Raw genomic sequence first — 14,515 nt, 5'->3', positions numbered from 1 at the left:
CGCCCACCCCTACCGCTGCTCCGCGCCGCGCGGCCCGCCCGGCCCGCCCGCCGTCTTCATGTACGAGGTCCAGATCCGGCCGGGCAGCGCGGAGTCCGGCGTCTCCGGGGCGGCGCCGCCGACGCCCTCCAGCGGGAGCAGCTTCATGTCCTTCAGGTCCGCCCGGAAGACGGTGACCGCCGTGGACACCTGCCCGTTGTAGCCGACCATCCAGCCCGCCCGGCGGTCCGGGGTGGTGCCGGGCTTCGCGGCCAGGTCCGGGCCGGCCTCGGCCACCGCGGCGGCGCTCCCGGTGCGCACCGCGCCCTTGAGCGCCGCGTCCACGTCCGCGGCGACGGCGGGGGTCAGAGCCCGGACGGCGGTCGGCAGCCGCAGGTCGACCGGCGCGCCGCCGCGGGTGATCCGCAGGACCGAGTACGGGTCCGTCCGGCTGCCGCCCGCGGCGAAGGCGGCGTAGGCGTCGGCGGCCCGGATCGCGCTCGGGGTGGAGTTGCCGGTCCCGAAGGCCGGCACCAGTTCGCCCATGCTGGCGGGCGCCAGGCCGAGGTCGGCGGCGGTCTTCTGCACCTGGTCCAGGCCGACGTCCATGGCGAGTTGCATCATCGGCCCGTTGACGGACTGCTCGACCGCGCTCCGCAAGGTGACCCGGCCCCAGTCCCGCTTCCCGTCGTTGACGGTCTTCACGATCTTCCCGTCCCGCCCCCAGTACGGCCCTTCCGGGGTCATCACGTTGACGCCGTTGTCGCCGTCGTAGGTGGTGGTGGGCAGCACTGCGGTCCGGTTGCCGCCCCGCTGACGCTGGACGCCCTGGCCGAGCCCGGCGGCGTACACCAGCGGGGTGAAGGCCGAACCGAGCGGCACGGTCGAGGTGTTGGCGTTGTCGAAGCCCTGTTTGAGGTAGTCGGGGCCGCCGTAGAGCGCGACCATCCTCCCGTCGAGGGCGACGGAGGCGGCGCCGACCCGCAGGAGCTTGTCGGCCTCCCGGTGGTCGGGGTCGATCCCCTTGGTGGCGTCCTGCACCGCGGCGGCGAGGGCGGTCACCCTCGGCTTCTCGAAGGTGGTGAAGACCTGGTAGCCGCCGAGGTCGAACTGGGCCGCGGTGACGTCGCTGTGGCTCTCCACGTAGTTCCTGGCCATGTCCACCAGGTACCCGACCTGCCCGCTCAGCCCGGCCGACTTCGGCTGGGGCCTGGGCTCGGGGAACACCGTGTAGGTGGCGCGCTCGGTGGCGGAGAGCCTGCCGGTCTTCACCATCCGGTCGAGGATCCAGGCCCACCGCTCCTCGGCCCGCTCGTGGTTCTCCGGGCTGAGCGCCGGGTCGAACTGCCCGGCGCCCTTCAACAGGGCGGCCAGGAAGGCGCCTTCGCTGGGGTTGAGCTCCGAGACGTCCTTGCCGTAGTACGCCGCCGCGGCCCGCTCGATGCCGTAACTGCCGCGCCCGAACCAGCTGGTGTTCAGGTAGCCGGCCAGGATGTCCTGCTTGCTCATCCGCTCGTCGAGCTTCATCGCGATGACCATCTCGCTGAGCTTGCGCGACATGGTCTGCCGCTGGTTCAGGTAGATGTTCTTGACGTACTGCTGGGTGATGGTCGAGCCGCCCTGGGTGTCGCCGCCCGCGGCCATCTGGTAGACGGCGCGGCCGATGCCGGAGAAGGAGATTCCCGGGTCCGAGTAGAAGGTCTCGTTCTCGGCGGCGAGCACCGCCCACTGCACCGGCTCCGGCACCTGGCCGAGCGGGACCTCCTGGCGGTTGATCTGGCCGACCCGCGCCATCTCGGTGCCGTCCGCCCAGAAGTAGACGTTGTTCTGCTGGGTGGCGAAGGCGTTGAGGTCGTCCGGGACGTCGGTGGTCGCGTAGAACCAGGCCAGCCAGCCGGTCAGCGCCGCCGCCCCGGCCCCGGCCGCCAGGAGCAGCTGGCGCCAGGACGGGAGCCAGCGCCGGACCCCGCGCCGGCCTCTGCGCGGGTAGTCGATCCACCGCCGCGGGCGCCGGCGCGCCTGCTCCTTCTCGCCCTCGGCCCCGTCGCCTTGGTCGGCACGCACAGTCCGCTCTCCGTTCCGCTCGCGGGCAGACAATCCCCCCTGAACGGATAGATGCGGTGGCTCGGCGCTTGGACAGGCACGGCGCGGGGTGATCATGCTCACAGCCGATCGGGGAACCCGGGTGACGCCGCATCGGTCGGGTGCCGCGTCACCGGACGGATGACCCGTCCGGCGCAGCGCGGCGCGCGGGGCGGGCGCGGTGCTGCGATCTTCGGAGGGCACCCGGCCGCGCCCGACCGCCGGGTCCCGTCGTCCAGCAGTCGCCCCGCCGCGCCGCCCTCGCGCCGGCGCGGCGCCCCGAGACCGTGGAGGCCCGGATGTGGCAGGCTCCCCCCGCCCCCGTCAGCCGTGAGTGGCTCCCGGTGCTGGACATGCCGGCGCCCGGCCCGCAGAACCGCTGGACGGTGCTGCTGCGCGCGCTGCTGCTGGTCCCCCAGTTCGTGGTGGTGTGGGTGCTGTCGGTGGTGGCGTTCTTCGTCACCGTCGTCGGCTGGTTCGGCGCCCTGCTGCTCGGCCGGCTGCCGAGCCTGGTGGCGGACTACCTGACCGCGTACGTGCCGTACGAGACCCGGGTCACCGCGTACCTGATGCTCACCGTGGACCGCTACCCGCCGTTCCGCTTCCACGCGCCCGAGTACCCGGTGCAGGTCGAGCTGCGGCCCGGGGAGCTGAACCGGCTGGCCGTCCTGTTCCGCATCGTCCTGGTGATCCCGGCCGCGATCGTGCAGGGCCTGGTGAACGCGGGGTGGTGGCTGGTGGCGTTCGTCAGCTGGCTGGTGGTGCTGGTGCTCGGCCGGATGCCGCAGCCGCTCTACGAGGCGACGACGGCGATCCTGCGCTACCGGCTGCGCTTCACCGCCTACCTGGTGATGCTGTCCTCGGCCTACCCGAAGCGGCTGTTCGGCGAGGAGCCGGGCAGCGAGCCGCAGGGCCCGGTGTCGGCGACCCGTCCGCTGGTGCTGAGCGGTGCCGGGCGCGGGCTGCTGGTCGTCTTCGTGATCCTCGGCGTGGTCTCCTGGACGACGAGTTCGGTCACCACGTCGGTGAACTCGGACGACGACAACGACAACGGTGTCGGCCCGGCCCGGCACGTCGTGGGGCCGCTGGTACCGGGCCCGGCCGACCGCTCCTGAGCCCCGGGGGCCGGCGGCCCCGCCCCCGCTACCCGGCGACCGGCACCCCGCCCCCGTCCGCCCGCTCCGGCTCCCCGGCCGGGCGGGCGGCCCGGCGGGCGGCCGCGTCCAGGGCGTCGAGCCGGCGCAGGCTGGCCCGGCGCTGGAGCAGCCCGAGGCCGCTGGCCGCGCCGCCGAGGGCGAGCCAGCCGACCGGGCCGGCGGCCATCACCGCACCGGTCAGCAGCAGCGGCCCGGCCGCCCTCTGCACCGACTGGGACATCCCGGCCACGCCCAGGTAGGAGGCGCCGGCGCCCGCCGGGGCGAGGCTGACGGCCAGCTCCCAGGAGGTGACCGAGCGCATCAGCTCGGCCAGGGTGACGAGCATCGCGGCGGCCAGCAGTGCGATCGAGGCCGTCCAGGCGCCGCCGCCGGTGGCGAGCGCGATCAGCCCGCAGCTCGCGAGCAGGGTGAACCCGTACCAGCGGACCGCCGCGGCGGCCCCGCGCGGGCCGTCCGCCCAGGCGGAGACGCGCAGCTGGAGCGCGACGACGAGCACCGTGTTCAGCACCAGGAAGACCGGCACGACGGCGTGCGGCGCCCCGGTGTGGTGGACCAGCCAGACCGGCAGGCCGACGTTGAGGACCGAGTCGTCCAGGCTCAGCGGCATGTCCATCAGGACGAACAGCAGGTAGCCGCGGTCGCGCCAGGGGCTGCGGTTCGCGGCGGCCGTCGCCTGCCCGGCGTCGGCGGGGGCCGCCACCACCAGGCCGCGCCCGGCGGGCTCCCGGGTGCGCCGGACGAGTTCGGCGGCGAGCAGGTAGGAGAGCGCGTTGCCGAGGATCAGCACCTGGTAGGCGGTAGTGGTGCCGAACGCCAGGCCGATCGCCGAGATCCCGGCGCCGAGCCCGTAGCCGGCGTTGGCGATGCTGCGGAACAGCGCCTGGTAGGTGCCGCGCTGCTCGCCCGCGACCCGGGTGGCGAACAGCATCTCCAGGGTCTTGGCGGAGCGCTCGGCGAGGCAGGTGACGGCGACGACGGGCAGCAGGGTGACGAAGTCGTGGACGACCAGCATCAGGCCCATCGTGCCCAGCCGCAGCAGATGGCTGGCGATGAGCAGGCCGCGCACCGGGAAGCGCTCGGCGGCCCGCCCGGCCAGCGGCGAGCCGGCGATCCCGGCGACCGCCGCGACGCCGAGCAGCAGGCCGAGCTGCTTCTCGTCGAGCCCGCAGACGAAGGTGAAGTAGAGCACCGAGGCGGCTGCCCAGACGCCGGTGCCGGTCCGGTCGACGCCCTGGGCGAACAGCATCATGCGCGCGTCCCGCCCGCCCGGCGGCCTCCTCAGCTGTGCGATCAGCCCGTTGTCCCGCATGGCCGTTCCCCCTGGTCGTTCCGCGAGCTCGCGCCGCGGACTTGTTCCTCGAACATCAATCTCGACGTCAAGATACTTCATGTCGAGAGACTTGCGGAACCCCCGTTTTCACCCCTCGACTCCCGCGCCACCGGTGCGCCACACTCTCCCCGGCAGAATCCGCAGCACCCGCAGCACCCGCGCTCCCCACGCACCGGCACGACGCATCGATCCCCCACCGCCGCACTGGAGAGCCACCGGTGACGCACCGTCAACTGCTGGAGATCCCCTTCTCGTCCGGCCGCTCCGGCTCCGGCCCGGCCACCTGGGGCCAACGGGCCTTCTGGGACACCGTCCGCCGCCTCGACCCGGCCGACGCGCCGCGCTACAACCTCACCGCCGCCGCCCCGCTCGACCCCGGCCTGCCACTGCCCGCCCTGCTGGACGCCCTGGCCCGGCTGCTCCACCTGCACGACTCGCCACGCCACCGCGATCGGCGCCTACCGGCACGCCTACTACGACCGGCTCGCGCTCGCGACCGAGATCGAACGGCTGACGGCCGAGGGCGTCCCGCTCGCCGACCGGTCCTGCGTCTTCAACGACGTCCGCCAGGTGCTCCCCGCCGGCGGCCCGGAGCCGGCGGGCGGGCCGAGCACCCTCGGCCGGCCGGTCGAGTTCGAGCCGCGCCCCGGCCTCAGCTACGCCCTGGACGCGCTGCACTCCGCCGGGGCGCTGAGCCTGGCGATGACGGCCGACCCCGCCGTACTCCCCCGCCCCGAGATGGCCCGGTTCCTGTACGGCGTCGAGGAGTTGATCCTGACCGAGGACCGCACGCCGAACAGCTGAACGACCGGACGACGGACAGCCGGACGACGGACAGCCCGGCCGCCCGCGCGGTCAGGAGCGCGCGGGCGGCCGGGCCGTCGATCCCTCGGGGGTCAATGCGCCTCGTCGTGCACCGAGTTGGTCTCCTGGATCTTCTTCCACGACTTCGGCTCCACGACCGCCTGCCCGCCGTCCGCACCGGAGGCGCCGGCCGCCCCGGGTGCCAGCGAGGCCGCGGCGGGCGCGCCCGCCGACCCGGCGGCCGGCTTCGAGGCGGTGAACAGCCAGGTGGTGAAGAGGTCGCCGAGCTGCTGCCCGGACACCTTCTCCGCGTACGCCTGGAACTCCGGGATGGTCGCGTTGCCGTACTTGCGCTCGGTCGGCCAGCCCTTGAGGATCCGGAAGAACGCGTCGTCCCCGACCTTGTCGCGCAGCGCCTGGATGGCCACCGCGCCCCGGTCGTACACGGCCCCGGCGAACTGGTTGTCCGGCCCCGGGTCGCCCGGCTTGACGGTCCAGAACGGGTCGGAGGCCGGGTGCGAGGCGTAGACGTAGTCCGCGAGCTCCTGCGCGGTGCCCTCGTTCTCGTGCTCGGACCAGAGGAACTGCGCGTACCGGGCGAAGCCCTCGTTCAGCCAGATGTCGCTCCAGCGGGAGAGCGAGACGCTGTCGCCGTACCACTGGTGGGCGAGCTCGTGGACGACCACCGAGGTGTTGGCGCCCTTGGCGAACTGCCGGGGGCTGTAGAAGACCCGGGTCTGGGTCTCCAGGGCGAAGCCGGTGGGGACGTTGGGCACGTAGCCGCCGACCGAGCTGAACGGGTAGTCGCCGAAGATGCCGCTCAGCCAGTCGACCAGCTCGCCGGTGCGCTCGACGCTGGCCTTCGCCGCGTCGGCGTTGTCGCCGAGGTCCTTGCTGTACGCGTTGTAGACCGGCAGGCCGCTCGGCGTGGTGTCGGTGGTGACGTCGAACTTGCCGACCGCGAGCGTGGCCAGATAGGTGGCCTGCGGCTTGTTCTCGCGCCAGCTGTAGCGGGTCCAGCCGGCCTGGGAGCTGGTGCCGGTCAGCACGCCGTTGCTGATCACCTGGTTGCCGTCCGGCACCAGCACCGAGACGTCGAAGGTGGCCTTGTCGCTCGGGTGGTCGTTGCTGGGGAACCACCACCAGGCCGACTCGGGCTCGCCGGCCGCCACCGCGCCGTCCGGGGTGCGCAGCCAGGCGGTGAAGCCGTACCTCTTCACGGTGGACGGCACGCCCTTGTAGCGGACCACCACGGTGGCCTGGGCGCCCTTGGCGAGCGGCCGGGCCGGGGTGACCTCCAGCTCCTGCTCGCCGCTGGTGGCGAAGGCGGCGGGCCGGCCGTTGACCCGGACCTCGGAGACGTTGAGCGCGAAGTCGAGGTTGAACCGGGAGAGGTCCTGGGTCGCCGTGGCGAGGATGGTGGTGGTGCCCTCCAGCTCGTCGGTGGCGGGCTGGTACTTCAGCCGGATGTCGTAGTGGGAGACGCGGTAGCCGCCGTTGCCGTAGGTCGGGTAGTACGGGTCGCCGACCCCGGCGGCGCCGGGTTGGAAGTCGGCCGCCGAGGCGGGGACGGCCAGCAGCAGGCTCAGGGCGGCGGCAGCGGCGGAGACGATCAGTCTCTTGCGCAACGTGGTCCTCCAGGATCACCGGAACGAGGGGTTGGAGCGATGCTGGATCGATCCATGTCCCGGTGAGACCCGAACCACTCTCGAATTATGAGATGTTCATGATAAGAAACAGGCCGAAATCGCGCCGCCGCACGGCCTTCACCGCCCCCACGCGTCCGTTCACGTCACTCGGGTCGCGCAGGCCCCGGCCCGGGCCCCGCCCCGGCCCCGCCCGATCCCTGCTCAGGCCCCCAGCGCGACCGGCGCCCGCACCAGCGAGCCGTACTCCGTCCACGAGCCGTCGTAGTTCTTGACGTGCGGGTAGCCGAGCAGCTCGGTCAGCGCGAACCAGGTGTGCGCCGACCGCTCGCCGATCCGGCAGTACGCGATCACCTCGCGCTCCGGCTCGACGCCCTTGCCGCCGTACAGCGCCCGCAGTTCCTCGGCCGGGCGGAACGAGCCGTCGTCCCGGGCCGCCTGCGACCAGGGGACGTTGATCGCGCCGGGGATGTGCCCGGGCACCTGGGCCTGCTCCTGCGGCAGGTGCGGCGGGGCGATCAGTTCGCCCCGGAACTCGGCCGGCGAGCGGACGTCCACCAGCACCGAGTCGGCGCCGGGCTTGGCGAACACCTCCGCCTTGGCCAGCACCTCGTCGCGCATCGCCCGCAGCTCCGGGCGCTCGGGCCCGGTCAGCCGGTAGGAGGTGTGCTGGTAGTCCATCACCTCCTGGGTGAGCTCCCGCCCCTCCAGCTCCCACTTCTTGCGCCCGCCGTCCAGCAGCCGCACCGGCCCGAAGCCGCGCAGCCGCAGCAGCCAGTAGGCGTAAGCGGCGAACCAGTTGTTGTTCCCGCCGTACAGCACGACGGTCGTGTCGTCCTCCACCCCGGCCGCCCGCAGCAGGTGCTGGACGCCGTCGCGGTCCGCGTAGTCGCGCCCGACCCGGCTGTGCAGGTCGGCGTTCCAGTCCCAGCCGACCGCGCCGGGGATGTGGTCCCGGTCGTAGGCCGTGGTGTCCTCGTCCACCTCGACGACCCGGATCGTCCCGTCGTCCAGGTGGTGGGCCAGCCACTCGGTGCCCACCAGCGCCTCGGGGTGCGCGTAGCCGTTGCCGGTCATCCCAGGCCTCCTTCGGCTCTGCCCGGGCGGCGGCGCCCGATGACGGGCACGGCGGGGCGCCGGCGACCGGGCCGGACAGTTCGAACGTACGCCGACCGTCCGGCCCGGGCCACCCCAAAGTCCCCTCCGGTCAGGAGAAGACGACAGAGCGCAGCTTCAGCCGGTCGCCGAGCCGCTTGCCGGGGTTCATCACGTAGAAGGTGTCGCCGTTGCAGTCGAAGTCGAGGAAGACCGTGGCCGTGGAGCTGGTGAAGTTCTCCGGCGCGAAGGCCGGGTCCTTCTCGGTCGCCCCGAACAGGTTGATGCACTTGCCGCTCTCCGGGTCGGCGATCCCGGCCGGGACACCCGGGCCGACCTTGTAGAGGAAGTCGCCGACGGCCGCGTTGGCCGAGGTCGGGACGGCGACGACGAGGGCGACGGCGCTGGCGGCGGCGACAAGGGCATTGCGAAGACGCATGGGTGAGGGCCTTTCAGGTGGTACCCGGTGGTACCTGGTGAATTGGTGCGAGATCACCCTAGAGGCCGAAAATCCGCAGAAACGGTTCTCCCGATCCACCCGATCGGGTGGTTTGAACATCAAAGCCGGTACCCGACCGCCGCGGGTACCGGCGGAATCGGGGCTCTCAGTTCGGCGGCGCCGTGAAGTAGTACCCCGAGTCGATCAGCACCGGCAGGTACGCCTTCAGCGCCGCCACCGTCTGCGAGCGGTCCCCGCCGCCGTCGTGGTTGAGCACGATCGCGCCGGGGCGGACGTCCTTGAGGACCCGGTCGGTGATCACCGAGGTGCCCGGCCGGGCCCAGTCGCGCGGGTCCACCGACCAGCCCATGTTCCGCAGCCCGAGGTCGGCGGCCACCTTGAGCGACACCGGGGACCAGTCGCCGCCGGGCGCCCGGAACCAGGTGGGCAGCCGCCCGGTGGTGCGGTGCAGCAGGTCGGAGGTGCGCTCCAGCTCGTCCCGCACCTTGCCCTCGGACAGGTGCCGCAGGTCCGGGTGGGTCCAGGTGTGGTTGGCGATGTGGTGGCCGCGGTCGGCGATCTCCCGCACCAGGGCCGGGTGTTCGGCGGCGTTCTCGCCGACCAGGAAGAAGGTCGCCCGGATGCCGTACTGCTGGAGCAGCGCCAGCACGGTCGGGGTGTGCCGCGGGTCCGGGCCGTCGTCCAGGGTCAGCGCCACCACCCGGCGCTCCGCGTCCAGCTCGTACACCGGCTTGTTCTCCGCCGCGCTGAGCACCTTGTGGACGGGCTCCACGGACGGCGCGGCGGAGGGGGGCGGCGTCGCGGAGGGGGACGGCGTCGCGGCCCCGGAGGGCGGGGCCGGGGAGGGGGTCGCGCCCGGCGAGCCCGGGGGCGGCGAGCCGGACGGCCCGGCCCACTGCGAGGGCGAGCCCGCCGGCACGGCGCCGACCGCGCCGGCCGCCGCGGCCTCCGGGCTGGGCGGGGCGGCGGCCCCGGTGCCGTCACCACCGCCGCCGAAGGGGTTCCGGCAGCCGGCGGCCGCACCGACAAGCGACATCCCGGCCGCGACCAGCAGCAATCTTCGCGAAGTAATCTGACGATCAGACAGCATTCTTGATACTTCCCCCACCCGCCGCCGCCCCTGACCGGCGGTGACCCCGACAGGCCCGATCACCACTCCGACGGACCAACCGGCGGATCTCCCCCGATGCTCCGCGACCGGAACCCGGGCTTCCCGCCGGCCCCCGCTACGCTGCACTCCCCAGTGTGATGATGAGCCATCAGAGGACGCGGCCATGACGACAGGTCAGGACTTCCCCCACCAGGCCCCGCAGGACGAGGAAGCCGTCGAACCGAGCGCGTGGGAACGCTTCGGCGTCGACACCAGCGCCCCGCACTCGGCCCGCGTCTACGACCACTGGCTGGGCGGCAAGACCAACTTCCCGCCGGACCGCGCCATGGCCGAGGCCATCGAGGAGGCCGTGCCGAGCGTCCGGGAGATGGCCAAAGCCAACCGCGCCTTCCAGGGCCGGGCCGTCCGCCACCTCGCCCGGGAGCACGGCATCCGCCAGTTCCTCGACCTCGGCACCGGCATCCCCACCTCGCCGAACACCCACGAGATCGCCGAATCGGTCAGCCCCGGCACCCGGGTCGTCTACGTCGACAACGACCCGATCGTGCTCGCCCACGCCCGCGCCCTGATGGTCTCCAGCCCGCGCAGCCGCACCACCTACATCCACGCCGACCTGCGCGAGCCCGAGAAGCTGTTCGCCGACCCTGCGCTCACCTCGACCCTGGACCTCACCCGGCCGGTCGGCCTGCTGATGATCGCCGTCCTGATGCTGATCGCCGACGAGGACGACCCGTGGGGGCGGGTCGCCGCACTGCGCGACGCCCTGCCGGCCGGCAGCTGCCTGGCGCTGACCACGCCCACCCAGGACTTCGACCCGGAGGCGGTCGGCAGGGTCGCCGCGGCCGCCCGGGCCGGCGGGATGACGCTGGTGCCGCGCAGCCACGACGAGGTGCTGCGCTTCTTCGACGGCTGGGAACTGGTCGACCCGGGCCTGTCCCCGGTACTGGCCTGGCGCCCGGACGGCGAGCCGCCGGCCGACCCGGAGGCCGCCTACTACTGGGGCGGCGTCGCGATCAAGCGCTGAGCCGACCGCGGACCGGCGGCCGCGCGCTACTTCAGCAGCCGCGACATCCGCCGGTCCGCGAGCGGCTTGCCGCCGGTCTGGCAGGTCGGGCAGTACTGCAGCGAGGAGTCCGCGAAGGACACCTCCCGCACGGTGTCCCCGCAGACCGGGCACGGCAGCCCGGTGCGGCCGTGCACCCGCATCCCGAGCTTCTTCTCCGCCTTCAGCTCCCCCGCCGCCAGCCCGCGCGAGCGCTCCACCGCGTCGCGCAGCGTGCTGCCGAGCGCGGTGTACAGCCGCGCCGTCTCCTCCGGCGTCAGGCTCGCGGCCGTCTTGTACGGCGACATCCGGGCCGCGTGCAGCACCTCGTCGGAGTAGGCGTTGCCCACGCCCGCCAGCACGCTCTGGTCCCGCAGCACGCCCTTGATCCGGCGCCGCTCGCCCGCGAGCAGGGCGGCGAAGGCCTCCAGGGTGAGGGCCGGGTCCAGCGGGTCCGGGCCGAGCCGGGCCACCCCGGGCACCTCGGCCGGGTCGTGCACCACGTGGACCGCGAGGCCCTTCTTCGTCCCCGCCTCGGTGAGGTCGAAGCCCGCGCCCTCCTCGCCCTCCAGGCGCAGCCGCAGCGCCAGCGGGTTCCGCGGGCTCGGGCGCGGCGGCTCGGCGGGCAGGGCGTCCTTCCAGCGCAGCCAGCCGGCCCGGGCCAGGTGCACCACCAGGTGCAGCCCGCCAGCCTCGATGTCCAGGAACTTGCCGCGCCTGGTCACCCGGCCGACGGTGCGCCCCTCCAGCGCGGTCACCGGCGGGTCGTAGGTCTTCAGGGCACTGATCGCCACCGGCTGCACCCGGGCGATCACGCGCCCGGTCAGCCGTTCGGACAGGAAGGCGCTCAGCGCCTCCACCTCGGGCAGCTCCGGCATGCGCCCAGTCTGCCCCCGTGCCGCCGCGGCCGCACCCGTAAAGGGCGGATAAGCCCAGCTCAGCGCGGGTGGTGAGGCTCTTCACAGCGGACCGTCCGGAAGACCGTTTCGGTTTCAACCTGTGGCAGACTCGACCGCCATGGACATCGGCCCGGTCACCAGGACGCTGCGCGCGGCGGTCTTCGCCGCGCTGCTCGTGCTGCTCGCCGGGCTCGGCCAGGTGCTGGTCACCGGCCGGGCGCTGCCGCTCGGCACGCTGGTCCCGGCCGCGCTCGCCGTCTTCGCGGCGGCGTTCGCCCTGGCCGGCCGCGAGCGCGGCTACCCGGCCGTCGCGGCGGTGTTCCTGCCGCTGGAGCTGGGTACGGGCGCGCTGTTCGACTACGCGCAGGCCAGCTGCCCCACGCTGCCGCCCGAGGCCGTCCACGGCTTCCGGCCGCTGCTGTGCGGCGGCGGCTCGCTCGGCGGCTTCCTGCTCGGTCACGGCCTTTCCGCACCGGTCGGCGCTCTGCTGCTCCTGCTGCTGCACACCGTGCTCGCCCTGGCCGGTGCCTACGCGCTGCGCCGCGCGGACGCCGCGCTGACCGGGCTGGCCCGGGCCGTGCGGACGCTGGGCGCGTTCCTGCACCGGCACCTGCCGGCGGCCGCCCGCTGGCTGCGGCTGCTCGCCGCGCCCGTCCCGGACCGTCCGGTGGCCCGGGTGCCGTTCCCGCGCGCCAGCCGGGTGCTGGTCCCCGCCGAGGACGCCGTCGTCCGTCCGGCCGTCCGGCGCGGTCCGCCGGTGTTCGCCCTGGCCGCCTGAGACCTCCGTTTTCCGGCGGTCGGCCCTCTCGCACCCACGCACGCCCGAGAGCACAGGACGACACCCCATGAGCAACTCCCGTAGGACCGACAAGAAGACCTCCGCCACCGAGCGCATGCGCGTCGCCCGCGAGCAGGCCGAACGATCCGAGCGCGTCCGCCGCCGGGTGGTGGTCGGCGTCGCCTCGGCCGCCGTGCTGGCCCTCGCGGCCGGGGTGGCCTTCGCGGTCGGCGGCTCCTCCGGCTCCGGTGCGAACGCCGCCGCCAAGGGCCCGCTGGTAGTCCCGGCCCACACCACCGGCACCGACGGCACCGTGATCACCTACGGCAGGGCCGACGCCCCGCACACGCTCTCGGTGTACGAGGACTTCCGCTGCCCGTTCTGCGAGAAGCTGGAGACCACCACCGGCAAGGCGATCCAGCAGCTCGCCGACGACGGCACGTACAAGATCGAGTACCACCTGGCGACGTTCCTGGACAACAACCTCGGTGGCCAGGGCTCGCGCACCGCGCTGGCGGCGGCCGGGGCCGCGCTGAACGAGGGCGTGGACAAGTTCAAGGCCTTCCACGACGTGCTCTACGCCAACCAGCCGGACGAGCGCAGCGACGCCTTCGCCGACGTCAACCACGTCCTCGACCTCGCCGGGCAGGTGCCCGGCCTCAAGACGGACGCCTTCGTGAAGGCCGTCCAGGAGGGCACCTACGCGCCGTGGGCGGCCAAGGTGAACGAGGAGTTCGACAAGAGCGACGTCACCGGCACGCCGACCGTCGAGCTGGACGGCAGGAAGCTGGACGTCCTCACCGGCGGCAACGCCGTCTCGCCCGAGCAGTTCACCGCGCTGGTCAAGCAGGTCGCCGGATGACGGCCCCCTCGGCCCCCGCCGCCCGGGCGTACGGCGCGAGCCGCCCGTACGCCTGGCTGCTGCTGATCGGCGGCGCGCTCGGCCTGTTCGCCTCGGCCGTCCTCACCCTGGACAAGCTGCGGCTGCTCAAGGACCCGTCGTACGTCCCCAGTTGCAACATCAACCCGATCGTCAGCTGCGGCTCGATCATGCGCAGCGCGCAGGCCGAGGCCTTCGGCTTCCCCAACTCGCTGCTGGGCCTGGTCGGGTTCGGCGTGGTGATCGCGGTCGGCGCCGGGCTGCTGTCCGGCTCGACGCACCGGCGCTGGTTCTGGCTGGGCCTGCAGGCCGGGACGGTGTTCGGGATCGGCTTCGTGACCTGGCTGATGTACCAGGCGCTCTACCGGATCGGCGCGCTCTGCCCGTACTGCATGGTGGTGTGGGCGGCGATGATCCCGCTGTTCTGGTACACCACGCTGCACAACCTGCGCTCCGGCGTGATCCCGGTCGGCCGCCGGCTGCGGCCGGTGGTCCGGGAGGCGGCCCGCTACCACTGGGCCGTTCCGGCGCTCTGGTACGCGGTCGTCGCGCTGCTGGTGCTCAACCGGTTCTGGTACTACTGGAGCACCCTGATCTGATCCCCGCCCGCCGTCCGCTCCCGCCCCGGGGGCGGACGGCGGGCCCTCCGCCCCGCGAGGTCGTCATGCGACGCAGGATCGTGCTCTTCAGCAACATCTCCCTCGACGGCTACTTCGAGGGCCCGGACCACGACCTCGGGTGGCAGCACGTCGACGACGAACTGCACCTGCACTTCAACCGGGAACTCGCCCGAATGGGTGGATTCGTCTCCGGCCGGCGCACCCACGAGCTGATGGCCGCCTACTGGCCCACGGCCGACCGGGACCCGGCCGCCACCGGCCCGATGCTGGAGTTCGCGGACATCTGGCGCGCGATGCCGAAGACCGTCTTCTCCCGCACGCTCGACCACGCCGACTGGAACACCACGATCGTCCGCGAGGTCACCCCCGAGACGGTCGCCGCCCTCACCCGCGGCCCCGGCGGCGACCTCTCCCTCAGTGGCGGGGAGCTGGGCGCGGCCTTCCTCGCCCAGGACCTGATCGACGAGTTCCGGCTCTACGTCGCACCGGTGATCCTCGGCCGCGGCACCCTGCTGTTCCGCCCGACCGAACGGCCCGTCCCGCTCACCCTCACCGGCACCCACCGCTTCACCGGCGGCGTGACCCTGCTGCACTACCGGCGCAGCGGCCCGTCGCCCCTGGACGGGTGACGG

General features: G+C 73.4%; 14 protein-coding genes. 7 read left to right on the top strand and 7 right to left on the bottom strand.

The annotated features are described in order from the left end of the window. Positions 1 to 9: 9 nt before the first annotated feature. Positions 10 to 2,139 (bottom strand): transglycosylase domain-containing protein, encoded by a 2,130-nt coding sequence (locus ACPC54_RS09030; protein ID WP_498962827.1) that lies wholly within the window; start codon positions 2,137 to 2,139, stop codon positions 10 to 12. Between the two features lie 221 nt (positions 2,140 to 2,360). On the opposite strand from ACPC54_RS09030, the gene ACPC54_RS09025 reads away from it, so the two are divergent. Then, positions 2,361 to 3,176, top strand: a complete 816-nt coding sequence (locus ACPC54_RS09025) for a DUF4389 domain-containing protein (protein WP_498962825.1) — start codon at positions 2,361 to 2,363, stop codon at positions 3,174 to 3,176. 28 nt (positions 3,177 to 3,204) lie between these two features. On the opposite strand, the gene ACPC54_RS09020 is transcribed toward ACPC54_RS09025, so the two are convergent. Continuing rightward, positions 3,205 to 4,527 carry an MFS transporter gene (locus ACPC54_RS09020; RefSeq protein WP_498962823.1) on the bottom strand — a complete coding sequence of 441 codons (1,323 nt, stop codon included), beginning with the start codon at positions 4,525 to 4,527 and terminating at the stop codon, positions 3,205 to 3,207. Between the two features lie 591 nt (positions 4,528 to 5,118). Between ACPC54_RS09020 and ACPC54_RS09015 the strand changes: the two genes are divergently transcribed. Continuing rightward, on the top strand, positions 5,119 to 5,352 hold the full coding sequence (locus ACPC54_RS09015) for a hypothetical protein (protein WP_498962821.1): 234 nt from the start codon (positions 5,119 to 5,121) through the stop codon (positions 5,350 to 5,352). A 92-nt stretch (positions 5,353 to 5,444) separates the two neighbouring features. Here ACPC54_RS09015 and ACPC54_RS09010 read toward each other — a convergent pair whose 3' ends face one another. From ACPC54_RS09010 to ACPC54_RS08995, 4 genes are all read right to left on the bottom strand, one after another. After that, entirely contained in the window at positions 5,445 to 6,980 is a 1,536-nt protein-coding gene (locus ACPC54_RS09010; RefSeq protein WP_498962819.1) for a M1 family metallopeptidase, read from the bottom strand. Between the two features lie 222 nt (positions 6,981 to 7,202). Next, entirely contained in the window at positions 7,203 to 8,075 is an 873-nt protein-coding gene (locus ACPC54_RS09005) for a sulfurtransferase (RefSeq protein WP_498962817.1), read from the bottom strand. A 130-nt stretch (positions 8,076 to 8,205) separates the two neighbouring features. Then, the gene (locus ACPC54_RS09000; RefSeq protein WP_498962815.1) at positions 8,206 to 8,532 is read right to left on the bottom strand and encodes a hypothetical protein; all 327 of its coding nucleotides are present in this window, start codon (positions 8,530 to 8,532) and stop codon (positions 8,206 to 8,208) included. 166 nt (positions 8,533 to 8,698) lie between these two features. Next, positions 8,699 to 9,643, bottom strand: coding sequence for a polysaccharide deacetylase family protein (locus ACPC54_RS08995; RefSeq protein ID WP_498962813.1), 945 nt, complete (start codon positions 9,641 to 9,643; stop codon positions 8,699 to 8,701). A 184-nt stretch (positions 9,644 to 9,827) separates the two neighbouring features. Here ACPC54_RS08995 and ACPC54_RS08990 point away from each other — a divergent pair, with 184 nt between their 5' ends. Further along, positions 9,828 to 10,688, top strand: a complete 861-nt coding sequence (locus ACPC54_RS08990; RefSeq protein WP_498962811.1) for an SAM-dependent methyltransferase — start codon at positions 9,828 to 9,830, stop codon at positions 10,686 to 10,688. 26 nt (positions 10,689 to 10,714) lie between these two features. Here the strand turns inward: ACPC54_RS08990 and ACPC54_RS08985 are convergent, their stop codons facing one another. Further along, complete coding sequence (locus tag ACPC54_RS08985; RefSeq protein ID WP_498962809.1) at positions 10,715 to 11,584, bottom strand: Fpg/Nei family DNA glycosylase; 870 nt, start codon at positions 11,582 to 11,584, stop codon at positions 10,715 to 10,717. Positions 11,585 to 11,705: 121 nt separating this feature from the next. On the opposite strand from ACPC54_RS08985, the gene ACPC54_RS08980 reads away from it, so the two are divergent. The 4 genes from ACPC54_RS08980 (at position 11,706) to ACPC54_RS08965 (ending at position 14,512) form a co-directional block, all read left to right on the top strand. Continuing rightward, on the top strand, positions 11,706 to 12,383 hold the full coding sequence (locus ACPC54_RS08980; RefSeq protein ID WP_498962807.1) for a hypothetical protein: 678 nt from the start codon (positions 11,706 to 11,708) through the stop codon (positions 12,381 to 12,383). 67 nt (positions 12,384 to 12,450) lie between these two features. Beyond that, on the top strand, positions 12,451 to 13,245 hold the full coding sequence (locus tag ACPC54_RS08975) for a DsbA family protein (RefSeq protein ID WP_498962805.1): 795 nt from the start codon (positions 12,451 to 12,453) through the stop codon (positions 13,243 to 13,245). Further along, positions 13,242 to 13,862 (top strand): vitamin K epoxide reductase family protein, encoded by a 621-nt coding sequence (locus tag ACPC54_RS08970; protein WP_498962803.1) that lies wholly within the window; start codon positions 13,242 to 13,244, stop codon positions 13,860 to 13,862. The genes ACPC54_RS08975 and ACPC54_RS08970 overlap by 4 nt, the downstream gene beginning before the upstream one ends. 65 nt (positions 13,863 to 13,927) lie before the next feature. Further along, the gene (locus tag ACPC54_RS08965) at positions 13,928 to 14,512 is read left to right on the top strand and encodes a dihydrofolate reductase family protein (RefSeq protein WP_498962801.1); all 585 of its coding nucleotides are present in this window, start codon (positions 13,928 to 13,930) and stop codon (positions 14,510 to 14,512) included. The last annotated feature ends 3 nt before the right edge of the window (positions 14,513 to 14,515 follow it).

The organism is Kitasatospora sp. NPDC094028 (assembly GCF_049543595.1).
In the GTDB taxonomy this organism is placed as follows: Bacteria; Actinomycetota; Actinomycetes; order Streptomycetales; family Streptomycetaceae; genus Kitasatospora.
Note: the sequence above shows the minus strand (reverse complement) of the source record. Positions and strands in the feature narration are given on the sequence as shown.